This is a genomic window from Bradyrhizobium canariense, assembly GCF_019402665.1.
GTDB lineage: Bacteria > Pseudomonadota > Alphaproteobacteria > Rhizobiales > Xanthobacteraceae > Bradyrhizobium > Bradyrhizobium canariense.
Genome location: NZ_VSST01000020.1, coordinates 22135 through 43647, shown reverse-complemented (window position 1 = coordinate 43647; position 21513 = coordinate 22135). Strand labels below are relative to the sequence as shown.

General features: G+C 61.4%; 18 protein-coding genes and 1 pseudogene. 10 read left to right on the top strand and 9 right to left on the bottom strand.

All coding sequences use genetic code 11. The features are described from left to right. Nucleotides 1–19 precede the first annotated feature (19 nt). From FXB41_RS10920 to FXB41_RS10905, 4 genes are all read right to left on the bottom strand, one after another. The gene (locus FXB41_RS10920; protein ID WP_219681760.1) at nucleotides 20–757 is read right to left on the bottom strand and encodes a transporter; all 738 of its coding nucleotides are present in this window, start codon (nucleotides 755–757) and stop codon (nucleotides 20–22) included. 83 nt (nucleotides 758–840) lie between these two features. Next, entirely contained in the window at nucleotides 841–1644 is an 804-nt protein-coding gene (locus tag FXB41_RS10915; protein ID WP_219681759.1) for a COG4705 family protein, read from the bottom strand. 230 nt (nucleotides 1645–1874) lie between these two features. Continuing rightward, a complete protein-coding gene (locus FXB41_RS10910) occupies nucleotides 1875–2276 on the bottom strand; it encodes a hypothetical protein (protein WP_219681758.1) in 402 nt (133 codons plus the stop codon). A 58-nt stretch (nucleotides 2277–2334) separates the two neighbouring features. After that, nucleotides 2335–3117, bottom strand: a complete 783-nt coding sequence (locus tag FXB41_RS10905; protein ID WP_219681955.1) for a COG4705 family protein — start codon at nucleotides 3115–3117, stop codon at nucleotides 2335–2337. Nucleotides 3118–3332: 215 nt separating this feature from the next. On the opposite strand from FXB41_RS10905, the gene FXB41_RS10900 reads away from it, so the two are divergent. The 7 genes from FXB41_RS10900 to FXB41_RS10870 all read left to right on the top strand — a co-directional run bounded on the left by FXB41_RS10900 (nucleotide 3333) and on the right by FXB41_RS10870 (nucleotide 10707). After that, on the top strand, nucleotides 3333–3995 hold the full coding sequence (locus tag FXB41_RS10900; protein ID WP_219681757.1) for a response regulator: 663 nt from the start codon (nucleotides 3333–3335) through the stop codon (nucleotides 3993–3995). Next, nucleotides 3992–5335 (top strand): ATP-binding protein, encoded by a 1344-nt coding sequence (locus FXB41_RS10895; RefSeq protein ID WP_219681756.1) that lies wholly within the window; start codon nucleotides 3992–3994, stop codon nucleotides 5333–5335. Before FXB41_RS10900 ends, FXB41_RS10895 begins: the two co-directional genes overlap by 4 nt. A 170-nt stretch (nucleotides 5336–5505) precedes the next feature. Next, nucleotides 5506–6087, top strand: coding sequence for a hypothetical protein (locus FXB41_RS10890; protein ID WP_246648751.1), 582 nt, complete (start codon nucleotides 5506–5508; stop codon nucleotides 6085–6087). Between the two features lies 1 nt (nucleotide 6088). Then, on the top strand, nucleotides 6089–6751 hold the full coding sequence (locus tag FXB41_RS10885; RefSeq protein WP_219681755.1) for an ABC transporter ATP-binding protein: 663 nt from the start codon (nucleotides 6089–6091) through the stop codon (nucleotides 6749–6751). Continuing rightward, nucleotides 6693–7418: an ABC transporter ATP-binding protein gene (locus tag FXB41_RS10880; protein ID WP_246648750.1), complete on the top strand. Its 726-nt coding sequence runs from the start codon at nucleotides 6693–6695 to the stop codon at nucleotides 7416–7418. Before FXB41_RS10885 ends, FXB41_RS10880 begins: the two co-directional genes overlap by 59 nt. Before the next feature lie 71 nt (nucleotides 7419–7489). Continuing rightward, entirely contained in the window at nucleotides 7490–10066 is a 2577-nt protein-coding gene (locus FXB41_RS10875; protein WP_246648749.1) for an ABC transporter permease, read from the top strand. Between the two features lie 5 nt (nucleotides 10067–10071). Further along, nucleotides 10072–10707, top strand: a complete 636-nt coding sequence (locus FXB41_RS10870; RefSeq protein WP_246648748.1) for a DedA family protein — start codon at nucleotides 10072–10074, stop codon at nucleotides 10705–10707. 163 nt (nucleotides 10708–10870) lie between these two features. Here the strand turns inward: FXB41_RS10870 and FXB41_RS10865 are convergent, their stop codons facing one another. Then, nucleotides 10871–11119, bottom strand: a complete 249-nt coding sequence (locus FXB41_RS10865) for a hypothetical protein (RefSeq protein WP_219681753.1) — start codon at nucleotides 11117–11119, stop codon at nucleotides 10871–10873. Nucleotides 11120–11614: 495 nt separating this feature from the next. On the opposite strand from FXB41_RS10865, the gene FXB41_RS10860 reads away from it, so the two are divergent. Next, nucleotides 11615–11998, top strand: a complete 384-nt coding sequence (locus FXB41_RS10860; RefSeq protein ID WP_219681752.1) for a helix-turn-helix domain-containing protein — start codon at nucleotides 11615–11617, stop codon at nucleotides 11996–11998. A gap of 21 nt (nucleotides 11999–12019) precedes the next feature. On the opposite strand, the pseudogene FXB41_RS10855 reads toward FXB41_RS10860, so the two are convergent. Next, nucleotides 12020–12396, bottom strand: a pseudogene (locus FXB41_RS10855) (IS66 family transposase); the annotation flags it as partial. A 183-nt stretch (nucleotides 12397–12579) separates the two neighbouring features. Between FXB41_RS10855 and FXB41_RS10850 the strand changes: the two are divergent. Beyond that, the gene (locus FXB41_RS10850; protein ID WP_219681751.1) at nucleotides 12580–13698 is read left to right on the top strand and encodes a DUF2336 domain-containing protein; all 1119 of its coding nucleotides are present in this window, start codon (nucleotides 12580–12582) and stop codon (nucleotides 13696–13698) included. 467 nt (nucleotides 13699–14165) lie between these two features. On the opposite strand, the gene FXB41_RS10845 is transcribed toward FXB41_RS10850, so the two are convergent. Next, a complete protein-coding gene (locus FXB41_RS10845; RefSeq protein ID WP_376707493.1) occupies nucleotides 14166–15929 on the bottom strand; it encodes a ShlB/FhaC/HecB family hemolysin secretion/activation protein in 1764 nt (587 codons plus the stop codon). A gap of 154 nt (nucleotides 15930–16083) precedes the next feature. On the opposite strand from FXB41_RS10845, the gene FXB41_RS10840 reads away from it, so the two are divergent. Then, nucleotides 16084–17316: a FecR domain-containing protein gene (locus FXB41_RS10840; RefSeq protein ID WP_219681749.1), complete on the top strand. Its 1233-nt coding sequence runs from the start codon at nucleotides 16084–16086 to the stop codon at nucleotides 17314–17316. A 113-nt stretch (nucleotides 17317–17429) separates the two neighbouring features. On the opposite strand, the gene FXB41_RS10835 is transcribed toward FXB41_RS10840, so the two are convergent. Both FXB41_RS10835 and FXB41_RS10830 read right to left on the bottom strand, forming a co-directional pair. After that, entirely contained in the window at nucleotides 17430–17867 is a 438-nt protein-coding gene (locus FXB41_RS10835) for an EamA family transporter (protein WP_219681748.1), read from the bottom strand. A 380-nt stretch (nucleotides 17868–18247) separates the two neighbouring features. After that, nucleotides 18248–21493 carry an adenylate/guanylate cyclase domain-containing protein gene (locus FXB41_RS10830; protein ID WP_219681747.1) on the bottom strand — a complete coding sequence of 1082 codons (3246 nt, stop codon included), beginning with the start codon at nucleotides 21491–21493 and terminating at the stop codon, nucleotides 18248–18250. Nucleotides 21494–21513: the final 20 nt, after the last annotated feature.

Below are 21513 nucleotides of genomic sequence, written 5' to 3'. Positions count from 1 at the left end.
CAGGGAACGCTAATCAGTTTCAGAAGGTGAACAGAACGGATGTGTACCAGGAATAGCGATCAGTTTGCTCCGTGTTCTCGACTCCTCGCCTGACATAGCCGAGCAGATGGAAATTGCTGCTGAGATCATAGCGCCATCCCACCCCGAGGCTGGTTGTCGCGGGCGTGCCCGTAGAGTTGGCGGTCTGATGAAAGAGCTCCGCACCGATCTGAAGCTTGGGCATTAGTTGATATGTGAGAACACCACCCGCCAAACAGAAATCTGCTCTGCGAAGGGCGCCGAACACGCATCCACCGCCCCCGAAGGCGGACCATCCGCCCTTCCAATCCTTTTGCACCCAAACCGGAAGAAGCAACGAGGCATGGTTGTCGCCGATCGTGTTCGAACCGCTGGGGAGAAAAACGCGAGGAAACACGGCGACGTCGAGACCGAAGTTGTCTTGATGCAGAAACCGGTATTTTGCGGCAAGCTCTATGTTGCTCAACCCAAAATTCGTGCCGCCGGCCGCAGATTGACTGAAGCCCGCGGGCAAGGTCGCTGTGAGCTGAAGGTCAGGCGCTGCACCGTAGTTAAAATCTATGCCCGCCCCGCCATCTATGCCGTCGCGCGTATTCGTCCCATTGTTGAATGTGTATATCTCGAAGTGATGATATTCGGTCGGTTCGGGATCGTCGGACACGAAGGGAGGACCCGCGACCGCCGGCCGCGCCAGCAGGACCAGCACTGTAGCACCTAGCCAACCCGACAGAACGCGCATTGAACGACATCCTCTGCCAAACGATCTAATCGGGGTGTGGAATGCGAGCGTCCTCAGCAAAATGCGCCTACTCCATCTGAGGATCACCGCACCTGCGCTGCGACGCCGGATCCGGGATGCCGTCCGGGCCTCTGTGGCAAGACCAGAATGAGAATGACGATGACGGCGAGGATCACCCCCGATGCGAGAGGACGACTGAGCGCCAAGCCGCCGTGGCTCGTCGGCTTGTCCAGAAAGTCGCCGACCGTCGCACCGAGCGGTCGCGTCAAGATGAAAGCCGCCCAGAATAGGAACACGTGCGAGATTGTCGTCCAATAGTACAGAGCTGCCAGCACGATCAGTCCCGCACAGAACACAAGCGCGCCTCCGTCATATCCCAATCCGGTACTGTCCGCGGTCCAGTCTCCGAGCGCGGTACCCAGAGTTTGCGAAAATGTGATCGTCACCCAATAGAAGATTTCCACTTTCGGCGTTGCAACCGTCTGAACGTTTATCGAACCGATAGTGAGGTACCAAGCCCCGAGCGAGCACAAGACGCAGGCCAACAAAATCAACGAGCCTCCTGTGTAGCCGATGCCCAACGAGCGATCGAAAAAGTCAGCCATGGCGGTGCCCACCGTCGTGGAGGCCACGATGGCGATCCAGTAAATCCAGGCGTTGAACCTCTTCGTCGAGATTTGAGCGATCACCGCCGCAACGAACACGGCAAGGAATATGCCAGTGCCGATCAAATAACCCCCGTTATGGGCATTTTGGTCAGCGTGCAGCCAGCTCATTGTCACAGTATCGCCGCCCGTTTCGCCGAGCGTCGTGGCGAGGATCTTGATCACCCAGAAGCCGAGCGTCACCTCGGGGATCTTGCTCACGAAATTGTCTTCGTTTGGCATTGTACCTCCAGCAAACGTCTACGGGTTTTGTTTTTGGCTTGTGAGCGGCAGTCTTTTGCTGAGTCTCAACGCCGGACGCGCGAGAAGGTCGCTCTAGGAACTGTGTTTTCTGCAGTTCTGCCGCTCTGCGACAGCAGCAAATCGCGTTCTGGAGATCGCATCGCGGCTCGCTTGCCGCAACATCACCGCAACACTTGTGCGCCGCAGCCGAAAGAGCATCGCAGTCGTCCTCAGTCTTTTCCGACCGAATCCATGACGGACAGCAGGTCAGCGATCGTCTGCTTGCATTTGGTCGTATCGGGCGACGCTGCCCGCAACGCCTCGAGCGCACGGTCGATCGCCTTGTCGAGCGTGTGCCAGTCAGCGGCGGCGCGCGGCTTTAGCGCAGCTTCCGCATCGTCCCATTGTGCCTCAAGATCCCTGATCCGGTTCTTGGCGCCGCCGAGGTCGCCCTTGTCTATCAGAGCGGAAACATCGACCACGACGCTGCGGAACGGCGACAGGTCACCGAGCTTGGAGGATACGCCGGCTTCGGCCGTCGGCAGGAACGAAGCGGCGCCGCCTGGAGGAATAGGCTCGCCGATGGCCCACGTGAGCAGGCCGGCCACTGCTGCCAGAAGAACTCTTTTCATGAACAATCTCCTCATGGCTTGCCCTGCGCACCATCCACGCAGGCTCTAGGGTAAAAGCTCAAGATGACTCCGCCGGATGGACACCTTTGCTGCGATCCCCCTCAAAGGTCACCCAGGCGACCAGCGCGATGATCACGGTCAGGAAGGCCAGGCTGGTCTGGATCGTGCCGAGACCGAACCCGCCGTAATGACGCGACTGCGACAGCAAGTCACCGAGCGACGCGCCGAGTGGGCGCGTCAGAATGTAAGCAAGCCAGAAGGTCAGGACCGGGTTGACACCGAGCGAGTAGAAAACGGCGATGAACGCGATCAGCACGCCGAACGCGAGGACGCCAAGCTGGAAACCGAGCCCGAGCGCCTCAGTAGCGAGGTCGCCCCCCGCGGTGCCGAGCGCAAAGGTCAAGAGAACGGCGGCCCAGTAAAAGAGCTCGCGGCGGGTGGTCACGATGGTGCGGATCGAGAGCGTGTGCTCGACGCCGTACCAGATCGCGAAGGTTCCGGCGAGCGCACAGGCGAAGACCGCCGTGCTCACGTAAAGGCTGATCTCGAGCTTGTCGCTCATAAAATCTGTAATTTGGGTTCCGACAATGCTGACCAGAACCACCGTGAGCCAATAGATCCAGGGAATATAGCGGCGTGCGCGCAGCTGCAAGACAAGCGCAGCGATCAGGAGACCAGCCATGCAGGCCATGGTCAGGGTTGCCCCGAGACCGACATGCACGGCGAGATAGTCTGCGCCGGTCTCGCCCACCGTGGTTGAGAGGATTTTGATGGTCCAGAAAATGAGCGCGATCTCCGGAACCTTGTTCAGCATCGGCGATAAGCGCAGTTCCCCGGCCATGGACATGTGGTTCTCCCGGAATCGAGTTGCACTCAAGCGACGTCGGAAGTTTGGCCACGGCCAACTTAGGCGCGCCTTAGGGCGAGGAGTTTCCTGCAGCGCCGACGCTAACTTTTTTGTCAACTTGCGGGCGGACCCGGCCTAAGTCTGCGCTAAGTCTGAAGCACAAGAATTAGGCATGTCCGATTCTTGACTCCCGAGTGAGGAAACGAACGATGCGAGTTCTGTTGATCGAGGACGACAGAATGATCGGCACGGCCATCGAGCAGGCGCTCAAGGATGCAGCCTATGCGGTCGATTGGGTCACCGACGGCGAGACGGCGGTCCACGCGGCGGAGAATGAATCTTACGAGTTGGGCCTGCTCGATCTTGGGCTGCCGAAGGCGGACGGCCGCGAGGTGCTTCGGCGCCTGCGCACATTGGGCCGGAGATTCCCCGTGATCATCGTAACCGCTCGGGACGCGGTCGATGACCGGATCGACGGCCTCGATCTCGGCGCGGACGACTACCTGGTAAAACCGTTCGAAATTCGCGAACTGTTGGCGCGGATGCGCGCTGTGCTCCGCCGCGAGGGCAGCGGCTCCCCGCCGCTCTTGAGCAACGGCAAGCTTAACCTTGACCCGGCAACGCGGCAGGCGTCGTTTGTCGATCAGATCGCGCTGCTGACCGCGCGCGAGTTCGCTTTGCTGCAGGCGCTGCTTGCGCGGCCGGGCAGAGTCCTGTCGCGCAGCGAGCTCGAACGGCAGATTTACGGTTGGAATGAAGAGGTCGAGAGCAATGCCATTGAATACCTCATCCACACCATCCGCAAGAAGCTCGGAGCCGCAGCGATCCGCAACGTGCGCGGAGTCGGCTGGATGGTGGACCGCTCATCATGATCAGGTCCCTGCGCGCGCGCCTGTTCGTCGGCCTGACCGCAATCATACTGGTGAGCGGTGCAATCGGCGGAATGTTCGCCTATAGCTGGGCGTTCGGCGAGGCCATCGAACTGCAGGACTCGATCCTGATCCAACTTGCGAGCCTGGCCCAAAATGCCGGTTTCAGCGGCGGCCAGCCTCTTCACGGCGTCGAGGAGGACACAGAGGTCTGGCTCGTCGAGTTGGGAAAGACGCCGCGAGGCTTGGCAGAGGATCGCCAGCTCTTCAACCTGCCCGATGGTCTGCAGGTCGCGACGTGGAAGAAACAACCAGTCCGGGTGCTCCTGCGAACGCGATCCGACGGCAGCCGGTTCGCCGTGGCGCAGCCGACCACTGTTCGAGACGAAACCGCGCGCGATGTGGCGTTTCGTACGTTGCTTCCGATCGCCGCGCTGATTCCCTGCCTGATGCTGGTCACGGCGCTTGTCATTGCGCACTCGCTCCGCCCGATAGTCCAGCTTGCCGGAGATCTCGATTCAAGGCGAGCCGATGACATGACTCCGCTGCCGCTAAAGCGTACGCCCAGCGAGCTGCATCCGTTCATCACCTCGATCAACGGATTGTTGGCGCGTATGCGGCTCTTGATGGATCAGCACCGGCGCTTCGTTGCCGATGCAGCGCATGAGCTGCGGACGCCGATCACCGCGCTCAGCCTGCAGGCGGAAAATCTTGATTCGGTCGCGCTCCCCGAGGTCGCGCGGGAGCGCGTCGCCGCGCTCAAGCAGGGTATGCATCGCACCAAGCATCTCCTTGAGCAATTGCTCGCGCTGGCGCGGCATGAGGCTACCCCCTCCGACCCTGCCGAAATGCCGCTTGCAGCGCTAGACTGTGTGGCGAAAGAGGTCGTGGCCGATCTGCTGCCGGAGGCGCTTGACCGCGGCATCGATCTCGGCTTCGCGCTTGTCGAACCTCTCACGGTGCGCAGCGAGCCGGTGATGCTCGCGGCGATCGTCCGCAATTTGCTCGATAACGCGCTTCGTTTCACGCCCCGGGGCGGAACGATCGATATCGGGATCTATCCACAGGACGACGTGGCGATCCTGCAGGTTGAGGATACCGGCCCCGGCATTGCTTCCGGCGACATGGATCAAATCTTCGACCCGTTTTTCCGGGGCTCTCGCCCGGAGGGAGAAGGAACCGGTCTTGGCTTGTCCATCGTGAAGCGCATTGTCGACAGCCTGGGTGGCGGAATCGCGCTGGAGAACATCGCGGGCGCCGGCCGGTCAGGGCTCCGTGTCACGGTACGGCTGCCGATTGCCGGCGTTCCGGATGCATTACCCAGTAAAGACGCGGCCGCGTAGAGAAGCCCAGCGGTCTCCGGAACGGGCGTGCTCCTAAGTCGCAGCTAATTCTCATCGTTGAAATGATCCTGCTCAATCCAGGAGGCGAGGTAGGATGATAGGAAGACAACTAACGAGCTTTGGGCATCTTCAAGGTCGCAATTCGCAAGGGGGGCAACAGGAGGTCAACCATGAACAGAATGAGCGCCGTTGCTATCGCCGCCGCTCTGGCGAGCCTCGTTGGATTCGCGCCCGCGTCTGCCTTTGCGCAAGCAAGCAGCGCCGAAAAGCCGGTCGCCGCGGAAAAGAACCCGCCCGGCGACATCCCGGACAATCAGGTCTTCATCGACTACCGCTCGCCGCTCGGCTTCAACATCAAGGTCCCGGAAGGATGGGCTCGCCGCGAGACATCCGACGGCGTCACCTTCAGGGACAAGTACAACACGATTGCACTGGCTGTGTCGCAACGTTCCGATGCCATAAGCGTGGTCAACGCCAAACAACAGGAAGTCGCCGACCTTGAAAAGACTGGCAGGGCGGTTCGCGTGACAGGGGTCAAATCCGTCAAGCTCCCTTCCGGACTGGCCGTGGTCGTCAGCTATAGCTCGAATTCCGAGCCGAACCCGGTGACCGACAAGGCGATCCGCGAAGAGAACGACCGCTATTTTTTCTGGCAGAATGGCAAGTTGGTCACGTTGACCATGTCGGCGCCCTTGGGAGCGGACAATGCCGATCAATGGGATCTGATGGCGAAGAGCTTCAGGTGGCAATGACATGGCCACCCTGGAAGCTTTCGATCTCTACCGGTTCTTTCACGCACGCGAATCCGAAACGCTCGCGCTTCGTGGCGTCAGCCTGCGGCTCAACGAGGGCGAACTGGTCGCGCTGGTGGGCCCGTCCGGCAGCGGCAAGTCGACGCTGCTTGCCTGCCTGTCGGGTCTGGATGAACCCGATGGGGGGTATGTCGAATTTCTCGGGGAGCGCCTGACCCGCCGGTCGGAAGCCGAGCGCGCACGCCGCCGCGGCGCGAACATCGGCATCCTGATGCAATCGAGGAACCTGTTTCCCTCGCTTTCAGTTGCGGACAACATCAAGCTCGCGATGCTCATCGCTGGCAAAATCAACGACGAGCGGGCAAAGAACCTGTTGGCGGGTGTCGGGCTTGAGGAGCGCGCTGCGGCGCGGCCAGGTCAGCTGTCGGGAGGCGAGTTGGCGCGGGCGGGTCTTGCCGTCGCCCTGGCTGCGGCTCCTCGTATCCTTCTCGCGGACGAGCCGACCGGCGAGGTCGACGCCGTCACGGAACGGTCCATCCTCGACATACTAAACGAGCAATGCCGGGCCGGTGTTGCCGTCCTCGTGGCAACCCATAGTCAGGCGCTTGCCGCGCGCGCCGATCGGATTATCCATCTTCGCGACGGGAGAATCGGCGATGCCTGACATCCTTGTCGAGGGCAAGGAGGTGACGCGCCGCTTCAGCCAGGGCGGCAGCGACATCTACGCCCTGCAACCGGCATCGTTCGAGATCCGGGCCGGCGACCGAATAGCCCTGCTCGGCCGCTCTGGAAGCGGCAAATCGACATTGCTTCATCTGATCGCCGGGCTCGATACGCCGACCGGCGGTCTGCTGAGATGGCCAGCGCTCGGCCCGCATGATGCGCTTCGGCCGGGATTTGTCGGGATCGTGTTCCAGGCGCCGAGCCTGATCCCGACGTTGAACGTCGTCGAAAACATCGAGGTCCCGCTGCGAATAGCCGGAAACATCTCCTCGCCGCAGACCCGGGCACTGGCGGCGCTGGAGTCGCTTGGGCTGGCAGACATAACCGACAAGGTCCCGGACGAGCTGTCGGGCGGGCAGGCGCAACGCGTCGCGCTCGCGCGGGCGATCGCTCTGAAGCCCCGGCTGATTCTGGCCGACGAGCCGACCGGCCAGCTGGATCAGTCGATCGCCCGGCAAACCGTCGATGCATTGCTCAACTCCCTCGAGGGGAGCGATGCCGCCCTTCTCGTTGCCACCCACGACCCCTCCGCGGCCAGGCGCATGAAGACCACATGGCTCATGGATCACGGTCGGCTCCAGCTAACGGCGATGGCGGAAAGCACATGATACGGCTTTGGCTCAAGGGCTTTTTCGCCGCACATTTTGGCCGCCTCGCTGCTGCTGTTGTCGGGCTCGCATTGCCTGTCGCGCTGTTGGGATCTCTGGGCGCATTTGTCGTCGCATCTTCCGAAAGCATGGCCCGACGCGCCGTGGCGAGCCTGCCCGCGGACTGGCAGGTTCTTCTCGTCCCCGGGGCCGATGCGGCAACGGTGATCGACGCGATCGGCAATGCCGCCCGCTATGAAAACTTGCAGTCCGCAGGCTATGCGGACACGGAAGGATTTTCCGCTATCACAGGCGGGACGACGCAGACGACCGGACCGGGCAAGGTGCTCGGCCTGGAGACGGATTATCGTCAGCTCTTTCCCGGCCAGCTTGAGCTCAACCTGGGTTCATGGGACGGTGTGCTGATTGCCGCGCAAACGGCCGCCAATCTTCACGTCGCCCCCGGCGACACGGTGACGATCCGTCTCGTGGGCGGCAGCCCGGTCGACGTCAGGATTGCCGGTGTGGTGGCGCTGCCGAATGCCGACTCCATGTTCCAGGCAATCGGGGTGTCCAGGAACATTGCGCCCCAGGCTCCGCCGGACAACGTGCTTCTGATGCCGATGTCGGAGTGGCGGACCGTGTTCGCACAACAAGCGTCCGCGCGGCCGGACACAGTCCGCACACAGATCCATGTCCGCCTCGATCATGCCGTCTTGCCGCCGGATCCGAGCGCCGCTTTCGTGCAGGCGCAGCGCGCGGCCAACAATTTCGAGGCACGCGTCGCAGGCAGCGCCGCGCTTGCCGACAATCTTGCCGCGCGGCTCGACGCGGTGCGCGCCGACTCGCTTTATGCGCGCGTCCTGTTCCTCTTCCTCGGCATTCCCGGAGTCATTTTGGCGCTCCTGGTTACGCTCGCGGTCGCCTCGTCCGGTTCGGAACGTCGCCGCCGGGAGCAGGCGCTGCTACGGCTTCGCGGCGCGTCGCTTCTGCAACTGTTGCGTCTTGCCGCGATTGAGGCCGCTGCGGTTGCGGGACTCGGCACCGTGATCGGCCTGCTTCTCGCTGTAGTCGTGGCCCTGACCTGGTGGCGGTTGCAAAATCTCGGGCTGGTTATGCCCTGGCTCGTGCTTGTCGTTGCCGTCGGGCTTGGCTTCGGCATTGCGGCCTCGCTCGTTCCCGCCTGGATGGACGCGACGGGCACGTCGATCGCGGCTGCGCGCGCGGAGATGGATCGACCGGTGCCCTCGCTATGGCAGCGACTTTATCTGGACGTTGTCATTCTCGGTGCCGGCGGCGTCGTATTCTGGATGGTCGCAAGGACCGGTTATGAAATTGTTCTGGCTCCCGAGGGCATCGCCCAGACCTCGGTGCACTACGAAGCTTTCCTGGCGCCGCTGTGCTTCTGGATCGGTGGCGGCCTGTTATGGCTCCGCCTGAGCCGATGGGCGCTGGGACGGGGCCAGGGTGCGGTCGCGGTGCTGCTTACGCCGCTGTCGGCGAATCTCGGGCCGATCATCGTGGCCTCGCTGTCGCGTCAACAACGCCGGATGGCGAGGGGCGTTGCGCTGGTCGCGCTTGCGTTCGCCTTTGCGACAGCAACGGCCATCTTCAACAGCACGTACAACGCACAATCACGCGTGGACGCTGAACTCACGAACGGCGCCGATGTCACGTTGACGGGAACCACGTCGCATCCCGCCAGCGAGCTTCTGACGGAGCTGCGAGCAATTCCAGGCGTGGCCGCAGCGGAGCCGATGATGCATCGCTTTGCCTACGTCGGAGCGGATCTGCAGGATATGTTCGGTATCAATCCCACAATGATCGGCAAGCTGACCACGATTTCGAACGCCTATTTTGCCAATCATGATGCCGGCAAGTCTCTCGCGTTGTTAGCCGAGACCCCGGATGGTGTTCTGGTCTCGCAGGAAACGGTGGACGACTTCCAGCTGCAGCCCGGCGACCGCCTGAACCTGCGGCTTCAGAACGCAAGCGACAATCAATATCACGTTGTTCCATTCAAGTTCATTGGCGTCGTCCGCGAGTTTCCGACAGCACCAAAGGACTCCTTCCTGGTAGCCAACGCGGACTACATCGCAAAACAGGCTGGCTCCGATGCCAGTGAGGTAGTTCTGTTGCGAACGTCGGGGGACGCAGAAGCCGTCGCGGCTGACGCGCGCAAGCTGGCAGTGAAACGCGGCGGCACCAAGGTCACGACGCTCGGTGAGACACAGGCGCTCATCAGCTCCAGTCTGACCGCGGTCGACCTGCGTGGCTTGACCGCCTTGGAGCTTGGCTTTGCAGTGTTGATGATCGCGGGCGTGACCGGCCTTGTCCTGGCGCTGGGGCTCTCGGAGCGTCGGCGCAGCTTCACCATTCTCTCAGCGCTCGGCGCCACGCCAAGACAACTCGGCGCGTTTCTCTGGAGTGAGGGGCTCATCATCGTGGTCGGAGGCGCGGTGATGGGCATCGCGGTCGGCTTCGGAATAGCGTACGCCCTCGTCACTCTCCTGTCCGGCGTGTTTGATCCGCCACCGGAGACGCTCACCGTGCCGTGGTTATATGTGACGGTCGCTCTGGCTACGGCGCTCCTTTGCGGCTCGATTGCAATAGCCGGAACGCTCACCCTTTCGAAGAAGCCGGATCTTGAGGCGTTGCGTGGTGGCTAAGCGACATGTTGGATCAAGTTCTTGCGGCAGTTGCGAACTGGATTATCGGTTCAATATCGGATTTGGGCTATTTCGGCCTGGTCATTCTGATGGCAGTCGAGTCTGCCTGCGTTCCTCTTCCATCTGAAATCATCATGCCGTTTGCCGGCTATCTTGTTTTCGCAGGTCGGTTCAGCCTGCTCGGCGCAGCGACGATGGGAGCGATCGGCTGTAATCTCGGTTCGACCTTGGCGTACCTTATTGCCGCCAAGGGTGGCAGGAAGGCGATCGAACGCTGGGGAGCTTACGTCCTACTTCGCCCCGCCGAACTCGCCAAGGCCGAACAGTTCTTCGCGCGCTACGGCAGCATGGCAGTCTTTGTCAGCCGCCTATTGCCGGTGATACGAACCTTCATCGCATTCCCGGCCGGGCTTGCGCGGATGCCAATGGTGAAATTTCAGGTTTATACGTTCCTCGGCTCGTGGCCCTGGTGTTTTTCGCTTGCCTACATTGGATATTTGGTAGGGGAGCGGTGGCACAGTGACACGACCTTCCGCAGGCTCTTTCATCAGTTTGATGCCGTGATCCTGTTGGCTCTTGTGATCGCCTGCGGTTGGTTCGTTTGGTCGCGGGGACGCCGGAGATTTCGGCCACGCAAGTGATCCTGATCTCAAAGGGCCGCCACAAAGGTGGCGGTCCCTGGCGAAATCCGCTCAAAATCAAATGCCGCCAATCCCGGCGCTTGGAAAAATCCAAATCGGCTTTAGGATTCTTGAGTATGAGTACCAGAAACTTCGGCTCCACTTATGGAGCACAAGGATATGGTCAGTCGCAGTTGATCTTGCTGCCAGTCATGACCCGACAGTGCTCAATGATCTTTTCGACTTCTGCTTCGGTCAAATACCCCTTTGCCTGCGCGATGCTTTCTACAGCCTTCTTAAAGCCAGGGTGGTCGAACAATTCCCTCGACGCGGCGACAGGTCGCTGATGAGCGAGGAGGTAAGAGAGAATGCCAATGTTGGCGATCGTCGTTAGCAACACCAGAGTGACAACAAGTTTGACCCAATGAGGCATGTCAGTCTCCGACAATTGAATTCTACCGATGAGCGCGGACAAATACCAGACGGTCGATGCTGCTGAACGCCAGTCGCCGCGGCGATTTGCGGCGCAGCCTTGTGGCGCAGGCAATTCATCTGCCCAATAGAAGGCGTACCCGCGACGTCAATTGGATCTGTCCTGATTCCGTGGAAGTCGCGGTCAACGCCGCGGTGGCGAGGTAGGTAGACCGGACGGTGTTGCGTATCGAAGCCGGGTTCTTAAATTCCCGACGATACGGTCGCTGCAATGCGGATAACAAACTCTCGTAGATTAACCCGCCATTAAATGGTGTCCCTCATGCTTCCGGATATGAGAGTTGCAATGGCCACGCTTGTTGCTCTCCTCGCGCTTCATTCGTGGATGAGCAATTGTACGGCGGCCGCTATTCGAACGCTGCGGCGGCAATTCTTTCTGACATCAGTTGGTAGTTTGGCCAAGTTTCGTGGCGCGTTATGATTAGCAAGGTCGACCATGCTGGAACCTCGCTCTGAGACGAGTTCTGGATCATCCTCTGACCGCTACCGAGAGATCGTCGCACAGCTGGACGAGATAGTTCAACGTCTGCCGTGCTCTCATTTTTACAGCAGCGACTTGGCTCGGCGCATTGGAACATCCATCCGAACCTTGCAGGTCGCGTCACAGTCCGTGAACGGCGTGAGCCTGCACTGCTACCTGCGCCTGAAAAAGCTATCAGCGGTTCGCGACCAGCTCTCCGCGGGACAATCAAGCGTGAAAGCCACCGCACTTGCCAACGGCTTCTGGCACCTGGGCGACTTTTCGCGCCTATACGCCAGGACATTTGGGGAGATGCCGTCTGAAACTCTCGCCCGCGCTAAGCGCGTGAGCGAGCCTTAGCCACTGACCGGTCTCGCCTCAACGGATGTCCTTCTCGATGGCATAGAACTCGGCGATATGCTTGAGCGACTCGCTCGCAATAGGCGCGGGACCGGGGGCGGCAAGTTCGTAGAAGTTGCGCCGCATATGTGATCAGCAGAACGCAAGCCGACGTCGTCGCGCTTGCCGAGCTTGCCATAGCCGGCATAGCCGTCGACCTGCAGGAGCCCGCTGAAGCCTGCGAGATGGGCGATTCGTCGGTCGGCTTTGCGATCAGGGGAATAGAGATAGGCGACGCCCGGGCGGTTCGGCACCGTCCATGGCCTGTCGTCCGCTGCATAGGCCCAGAGCTGACCGGTCTTGGCGCGCCCGCGGACGGGATCGAGCACCGGCATCGTCGTCTCGTCGCCGAACAGCTTTGGCCGTTGCCTTCGCAGGGCCCTGAAGCGCGTAAAATTTGAGCGGCTCGATTGGGCCGACCTTAACGCAGAGCTAAGGCACAAGCGCGAGATTTACCGGTCGTTCAACCCGGAGACGGTGTGATGGTCTCGCTGACTTAAGCTCCTTGTCTTTTTTAGACTTTTTCGAGCTGCGAGCACGTCATGGCTGACACCGCGTCTTTATTGATCGAGTTGGAAGAGGCCGTTGCCAAAGGAAATCCCGAGAGTTGTCTTCGGGCGTTATGGCATGCGACCGATGTGCTGATTGCCCGTACCTACTCCGAGGACCAGATCTGGACCTTCGGCGAGATCATCGGTCGCCTCGCCCAGGAGATTGAGACGACGGCTCGTGCCCGATTGGCAGGAAAGCTCGCCTCCAGCACCAATGCACCCTACCAGCTGGCCCGCAAGTTCGCCTCCGATGACTGCATCGAGGTCGCCTGGCCGATCCTCAAGCAGTCGGAGCGCCTCGATACTGAGACGCTGATCGCGTGTGCCAGGACAAAGAGCCAGCAGCATCTGCTTGCGATCTCCAAGCGAAGGTCGGTCCCGGAATCGGTCACCGATGTCCTCGTCGTCCGTGGTTCCAACGAGGTCGTGAGCTCGGTCGCAGCAAATAGCGGGGCGAATTTTTCGAGTTCCGGCTTTTTACACCTGGTGCGGCGTTCGGAAGGGGATTCGATCCTCGCGGAATCTGTCGGATTGCGAAAAGATATTCCGCGGCACCTGTTTCATCAGCTGATCGCCAAAGCCTCCGAAGAAGTGCGGCAAAAGCTCGAACGGGAGCGTCCCGATATCGGGCCGCAGATCCATCAGGTCGTCGTTGACGTCACCGGCGCAATCCACGCCAGATTCGGTCCGGCCTCGAAAGACTATTTCGCTGCCAAGCGGACAGTGGCAAAGCTGCACGAGCGAGGCGAGCTGACCGAGGACAAGGTCTTCGAATTTGCCCACTCGCTCAAGTTCAACGAAACGGCTGTAGCCTTATCCTTGCTCTGCCAACTGCCGATCGACATCGTGGAACGAGCACTGATCGAAAAAGATCGAGAGCCGATCTTGATCCTGGCCAAATCGCTGGAGTTCTCATGGCCATCTACGATGGTGCTGCTGTTCTTGGGGGCGCCAAGCTACAAGATCACGGCCGGTGACCTCGAGCGATTGATGCTCGATTTCTATCGGCTAGACGTGAAGACGTGCCGCGGCGTCCTAGCTGTCTACCGATCGCGAAAGAACGCACCGGGCAACGGACCTTTTCAGCGTGCCAGCGCTATGCGTCTTTGACAAATCCCATAGCTTGGCTTGCCCGAGGTCCCGAGGCATTTCGAACGACAACAAAGCTGAAGAACAGTGTCAGGTTCCTAACTTCATAATGTTAGCCTGGGCTGAGCGGGACGCTTCGGATCGGCAGCTTCTGGTGTCAATCGGCGCGGGGTCCCGACGCCGATCGGCGAGCTAAGCTATTGACCTACCAAGCGGTGGAGGGGGCAATCTTGAAGGCCTTTTCACACCAGCAAACGAAACGCTGCAAGTACCTGAAAAGTTGCCGCGCAAAAGCCAAGCCCGGTGGACCGCTGGAGCGGCCGGTTTGGGTCAGTTGCGCCGCTTGCGCCGTGAGGCGATGACATCCGGGTCTAACCCGATAAGCGGGACGCGGTCAGACCGGACGGGCACGTCTCGAACGGGCCAGGAGCGGCCCCCGTGAGGGGCAAGCGGAGGAGGCATAGGATGTGAAGGTTGAACGTGCGCTGTTACAGACAGCCGCCCTTGCCGCGTTCGGAGCAGAGCCGCAACGCGCTTGACAGGGTAAACACGAAGCGCGGGCTGCGGCGCTCGTTGTCGGGCGCCGGGTAGCTCAGGGGGACCGCCACGCCGAGATCGGCCTGAAAATCCTCCGGCAGGAAGAACCTCACGCCAGCTCCGGCGGAGGTAAGCGACAGGCCGTCGCTCAGGCGGTAACCGTAGTTCCAGACTGCGCCGGCGTCACCGAAGGCATAGAGCTGATAGCCGGTCCAGTAGCGGAAATTGAGCTTCTGGTCGAAACGCAGTTCGAGCGAGCCGGCAAGACCGTTGTCACCGCTGATCTCGGCTGCGCCGTAGCCCCTGCCAAAGGCCGCGCCGCCGAGATAGAATTGCTGCGAGGAGAACAACGGCCGTGACGCCGTCTGGCTCGCACCGGAAAGCTTGAGCGACCAGACGTCGTTGAGCGTCTGGTAGCGCGTGAACCAGAGGTTCAGCACGGAGAAGTTCGATGACGCGCCATCGCGCGACAACAGGTCGTCGCCGAAATGCGAGGCACCGAAGATGTCGAGCCCCTGGCGGTAGGTGAGCGTCGCGAAATTGGTGCCGCCGAAATGATCCTGGAGCCGGTAGTCGGCGGTCAGGCTCGCCGTCCTGATGTGGTCGTTGTACCAGGGGCCGTAAAGGTCATGCTCGGACACGTTGCTGAAGGCCGTTGCCGCGGTCACGGTCAGCGAGGAGGATTGCGACTGCAATGGGACGATGCTGCCACGCAGCTCGAACGCCTCGGTCGTGGTGATGTCGCTGTCGAGGCGGCGCGCATCGCCCGGTCTGACCGCGCTGTACAGGACGGACCCGCCGAGACGCACGCCGTCGACGCCGACTGGGGCATCGTAGGACAGCCGTGCGAAGCCGAGCTGGCGGGGGTCGTTGGCAATCGTCGACAGGTTGACTGCCAGCGTGTCGCCGGGCGTGAGATAGGAGTTGAACGCGCCGGTCGCGTAGGTCTGCCAAGGACCGACTGATGATGAGCCGAGATTGTCCAGACCGAACGACGAGAAGACGTGCCAGGTCTTCAAATAGACGATGAGGCGGAAGCGGCCGGTTGCACCGCCGATTTCCTCTAGTGCGGTATCGGTGATCCGGACGCCAGGTCTGCCGTTGATGAGAAAGAGCTGGCGTTCCAGCGTTGCCAGGCGCGACGGTTGCTCGGCCAGAACCGGCCCAAGCATCGGTTTCACGCCGAACTGCTCGGCGCCGTCGCCTTTCAGCTCAGCCTCCACGATAGCGCCTTCGATTACCTGGATCCGGAGCAGGCCGTCGGCGATGTCCTGCGGCGGCACGATCGCGCGGCTTAGGTGGAGTCCAGATTGACGGTAGATATCGGTGATCGCGCCGGCAATCGCGGTGAGATCTGCCTGCGAGACGTTCTTCCCCAGATAAGGCTGGTAGACCGTAGCGATGCGATCGGGGGAAATGGCGTGAGCGTCGGTGACGACGATTCCGCGCAGCACGAACTGAGGCCTGGTATCACCGCCGGTGTTGGGCGTGCCGACCTTGGGGGCGGCGAGTGTTGGACGGCGCAGCAAATCCTGCTCCGCTTGGTTTTCAAAATATTTCTCGGGTTGGCGTGGATCGAAACCTGGCTGGTTCGCCTGCTGCGCGAGTGCCTGCGAGACTCCGGTGAAAGTTGGGGTCATCAACATCAGCGCGGCAAATAGATGCCATTGGCACGCAATGAGCCCTTTCCCGTAGTTTGACGGAGAACTGCCCATGAGCTGGTGAGAGTGCGTTATTGGCATGATTTTTCGTAACTTTTTATGGTCAATGGATCGTTAACAGGATGGTTTCTGCTCTGCTTCTCGCTAAGTCTATGTTGAGTAATTTTGGATACCCCTCAGGACTGACTATCGTGGACTGAGGACCGCCATGCTGAGCAAAATTGGAATGCGGTGCGCCTTCGCGGCTGCGCTGATCCTGGGAACGGCCTCCGGCGCAACCGCCGCAGACGACGGCGTCTGGTCGGTCGGCAAGGCCACGGGCGAGGTCTGGGTCGCCACCAGCGGCGCGCAGCAGGTGTCGCTGAACCAGCAGGAGGGACTCAAGCCCGGCGACACCATTCGCACCGGACGCAACGGGCGCGTGCTGCTCGTGCGCGGCGAGGAAACGATCCTGATCTCTCCCAACTCAGTGGTCGGCTTGCCGACCGAGAAAAAGGACGGTCTCTCGACCACCATCATCCAGCAGGCAGGTTCGATCCTGCTCGAGGTCGAGAAGCGCAACGTCAAGCATTTCGAGGTCGAGACGCCCTATCTCGCCGCCGTGGTCAAGGGGACCCAGTTCAGCGTCACCGTGAATGCGGGCAGCACCAAGGTGGGCGTGCTTCGCGGCCAGGTCGAGGTCTCCGACTTCAAGACCGGGCAGATCGCCCAGATCCTGCCGGGGCAGGCCGCCACCGTCTTCGAGCATGGCAAGCCCGGCCTCTCTCTGAGCGGCTCCGGAACGTTCAATCCGATCGAGCACGGCAAGCCGCGCGCCGCGACGATCGAGCGTATCCCGGTGCCGAAATCAGGCCTGTCGGCCCCGCGCAATGCAGCGAACGCCCACGCGATCCATGCGCTCGGTCCGACCGACAAGGGCACCAAGGCCGCCGGCGCACTGAAGCAATCGCAACAGGCGGCCAGCGGTCCCGCGCCCAAGGCTGGCGTCGTGCGCATCTCGAATCCGCTCGGCGAGGTCAAGTTGAACGTCCACAAGGCCACGCACGGGCTGGCGCGAGGAGGGGAAGCGCTCGGCACGGTGAGAGGTGCGCCTCAATCCCGGATTGAAACGGTCTGGAATGAGGGCAAAACCAGCTCGACTACATCCAATAGCGCTGGGCAGGCCGCAGGCACGACAAGCAGCGGGGCTGTCGCAAGCACGAGCACGTCAGCTCCGAGCACGCCGGCAGCCGTTACGACCGCAGGCGCGTCTAGCGATGGTTCTACCAGAGGAAACTCCGAGGACAATAAGGGGAATGGGAAAGGCAATGATGGGAAGGACGGCAAGGACGGCAAGAGCGCAACCGGGAACGGCAAGGGCAATAACGGCAACGGCAACGGCAACAGTGGAGGAAATGACAGCAACGGTCACGGCAATGGTCACGGCCATGGCAAACACTGAGGCCGGGGATGACGTCGAAGAACCCGCCCGTCATCCTCTCTGCGAGGGCGAGTTTGTTGCGGCCCAGGTTTTTTAGCGGCCTCACTGCGGCGGAGTCAGCTGCAGTCATTCGGCTACCCACTATATGCGACGAGTACCGCTCCAGTCGCTATCAGGATAATCCCCAGCCAATTGAGGACCGATAGCTTTTCACCAAGGAAGAGTACTGCAAAGACCGCAACGAACACGACACTAAGCTTGTCGATAGGCGCGACACGGGCGGCGTCTCCAATCTTCAGCGCGCGAAAATAGCAAATCCAGGACGCCCCGGTTGCTAGTCCGGACAGCACCAAGAAAATCCAGGTCTTGGCTGATACAGTAGTAGGTTGCTGCCAGTTGCCAGTGGCGACGACGATCAGTGATGCAGTCATCAAGATGACGATTGTCCGAATGAACGTCGCGAAATCAGAATTTACATTCTCGATACCGATCTTCGCAAAAACTGCTGTGAGGGCGGCGAATGCTGCAGAAAGCAGAGCCCAAAATGTCCAAGACAGCATAACGTTCTTCATGATCCTGATCCTGTGGTTAGCTTCTGATCCCTGCAGCGCCTCATCCAAGCCACCACGTCCGTTCCCTTGCCCCGAAGAACTCGGAGTGATTTGGTACCTCGTGGTTCCGCATTGGCTCCTTCAAAGCCCAAAGTTCGCTGACAATCAGAGATGCCAGCGGATTCGCGAGCTCCCGGCAAGTCGCAGTGTAGAATCTCGAAGGAAAACGAGTTCGGACGCAGCAGAAGCGATGTCCGCTGACACAAACCGCCGTCGGTCCACGGTCAGCTCGGCGTCGGGTTTACCAACGACTGCGGACATCACGGGGCTCAGGCACTCTTCGGCTTAGGAGCGAGACCGGACATCTCATGCGTCGTTCCACAGTTGCAAACCAAAGACCCCTATGTCGCAAGCTCGGACAAGGAAGCCTGCGCGCGACGCTCGAAGATGAGTGCACCCTGGCGCTCGGCAATATCGGCGGCGGTTGCGTAGCATGATCGCGCTTCGGCCTTGTTGCGACGGTCGAGAGCCAGCAAGCACGCCCCGCGCAGACGATAGATCTCAGGCAGATAGATGCCGACGCCTGCTTCGTCGATGCCGGCAATCGCCCGGTCGAGATGGCCGAGCGCGTCCACAGCTCGGCCGGCGGCAAGCAGCACTTCCGCCGCGAGACCGAGATAGTATTGCGGCAACGGACCGACTGCCGTGGCATTGGCGATCTCGGTATCGATCAGCCGCACGGCGTCCGTCACGGCTGCGCCGGCCGCCGTCGCCCATCCGACCAGAATCAGGCTGCTGGCGCGCCATGGCGGCAGGTTGAACTTTTCGGCCAGCGCCAGGGCCCTATGCGCCGCCGTGTAAGTGGCACCGCGGTCCCCTCCAAGCTGATGGCCAATACCGATGTTGTGCAGTCCGTGGCCGAGACTGTTTGGATGATCGAGCATTTCGGCCAGAGCGATCGCCTGCGTGAAGTGCAGCCTTGCCTGTTGTTCTTCGCCCGACAGTTGCCACGAATTGCCGCACTGGGCATGCGCGCAGACGCCGGGATCGTGGCCACCAAACGCGTGCGCAAGGTGACGGTGCTGCGTCATATCGTAAATCGCGATGGTATGCCGGCAGCCCTCCAGCGCGCCGCGGACATCGCCACGAAAATGGGCCGTTGAAAGCTGGCAATGATAGGCTTCGAGCAGCAATTCGCGGTCGCCGGACTTTTGCGCGAGCGATACCAGTTCGTTGGCGCGGTCGCGCGCCAATGCTGTCTTGCGTCGCAGATTGGCGCTGAGCCAGAGACCCCATTTAGCCTGGAAGGACGCAGGGCCGTCCCCGAGTTGCTCGCCTATCTCGCTGGCTTTGGTATAGGCCCTTTCGGCCTCAACACTCTGCATGCCATGCGCGACGACCAACGCCGAACCAAGCTTCAGCCAGAACTGCAGTCGCCGGCGCAAGCCCTCTTGTGGCGGCAAAGCCTCGGCGAGCTTGAGGCCTATCGTGAAATGCGCGATGGCTTCCACATAGGCCGACCGGTTTACGGCCTGATCGCCGGCGCGCATGCGGTAGTCGCAAGCGAGAGAGGGCAGCCCGGCTTCGCCGAAATGATGGGCCAGCAATTCCGGTTCGCGGGCTGTAACGTCGCCAAACCGTTGCTCCAGCGCCTCGGCCACTCGCCCATGCCACTCGCGACGACGCATCAGCAGCAGACTCTCATAAGCGGAGTCGCGCACCAGCGCGTGCTTGAAGATGAAGCTCCGTTCGAGGCCCCGCTCGTCGGGAAACACAATTCCTGCGGCTACCAACCTTGCCAGCGCGCGTTCGAGTTCCCCGGGGTCTTTGCCGGCAGCCGCTTCCAGCAAAGCCAGCGTGAATTGCCGACCGATCACCGCGGCAATCTGGGCCACCTCGCGCGCACCGCCGAGGCGGTCGAGGCGGGCCATCAACGAGTCCTTCAATGTTGCCGGCACGGCTGAATCTTCGCCCGCCGCTTCCATGACGGTTCGGGTCAGTTCTTCAACGAATAGAGGTACGCCATCGGTCTTGGCGATGATTGCCGCGATCGTATCGGCCGACAGGCCGTGCGCGGCGGCTACGCCCGCGACCACCTGTATGCATTCGGCCCGACCGAGGCGCCCGAGCGCTACCAGCGTTGCGTGGGGCCTTGCTTGCCAGGGCGGCTCGAATTCCGGTCGCGCTGATACCACCGCAAGCAGCCGCGCCTCGCCAATGCTGTCGGTCAACCGCGTCATCATCTCGAGTGTGGTGGCGTCGATCCAGTGCGCGTCTTCCAGCACGATCAGCACCGGATCGTTGCCGCCAATTTGCGCCATCATGTTGACGATCAGCGCAAGTGTAGACGCCTTGCGTTGGGCCGGCGACTGGGCGGCGGGAGCCGTCTCGGCCATCGGGATCGACAGTAGCTCGGCGAGCAGCGGCAGCGCATTCGGATCGGCGATGCGTCGTGCCTCAAGGAGAGCGCGAAGTTTCTCGGCGCGCGTATCCGCCGGATCGGCAGGTGCAAAGCCGGCTGCGCGATTGAGATATTGGATCATGGGGTGAAGCGAGCTATCGCTGTGATAGGGTGAGCACTGCAGATTGATGCGGGCATGCGCTTCGCCTGCGAGCTCTTCCTGCAGTGCCTCGATCGTGCGTGATTTGCCGATGCCGGCTTCGCCGATTATCGTCACGATCTGGCCATCGCCTTGCCGCGCCAGATGCCAGCGTTCGCGCATCAAGCCCATTTCATGCGCCCGGCCGATCAGCGGCAGGCCCCCGGTCCGGATCGCGGCAAAGCGGCTTTCGACCGAGGCTTCGCCGCAAACCCGCCAGGCCGGCACTGGGCGGGCAAAGCCTTTCAGCTCGTGCTCGCCAGTGTGTGTAAGCTCGAAAAGGCCGCGCAACAATTTTTGCGTCGACTCGCTGACGATGATGCAATCGGGCTCGGCCAATGCCTGCAGCCTCGCCGCAAGGTTGGGGGTTTCGCCGACGATGGTCCGCTCCTGCGCGATGCCGGTGCCGATGATCTCGCCGACCACGACGAGGCCGGTGGCGATGCCGATCCGAGCCTGTACGCGCGTGCCGTCAGGCGTTTCAATGGCGCCGACTTCCGACAGAATTCCGATTGCGGCACGAATGGCGCGTTCCGCCGCATCCTCGAACGCACGCGGAAAACCAAAATAGGCCAGCACTCCGTCGCCCATGAACTTGGCGACGAAGCCACCGTAACGCCCGATCGCGCCGGCCACCGCGTCCTGGTATCGCCGGATCAGGCCGCCGAGCAACTCCGGATCGAGCCTCAACGACAGCGCTGTGGAGCCGACCATATCGGCGAACATTACGGTCACCTGCCGCCGCTCGGCATTGGCAGAACCGGGCTCCTCCGCGACGGACGATTTGGCGCCTGACGAAAGCGAGGCGGCGGAAGAAGATGCATCGAGTGAGGCAGCATTGTTCGCGGCGGAATTTGGGACCGCCCCGGTGTTGCCCGCCGTGATCGCCCTCAAAAGCCGACGGCGATTGCCCAGGGACAGACCTAGCTTCTCAAGATCATGGTCGTCGAGCTCGGCCAAAATATCCAGGTCAATGTCGTTTGCCTCAAACGCGTCGGCGTATTGCTCGAGATTGTTCCCACTTAACCAGTCGCGAAGATCGCTCATGCAGTCGGTCCCCAGCCCCA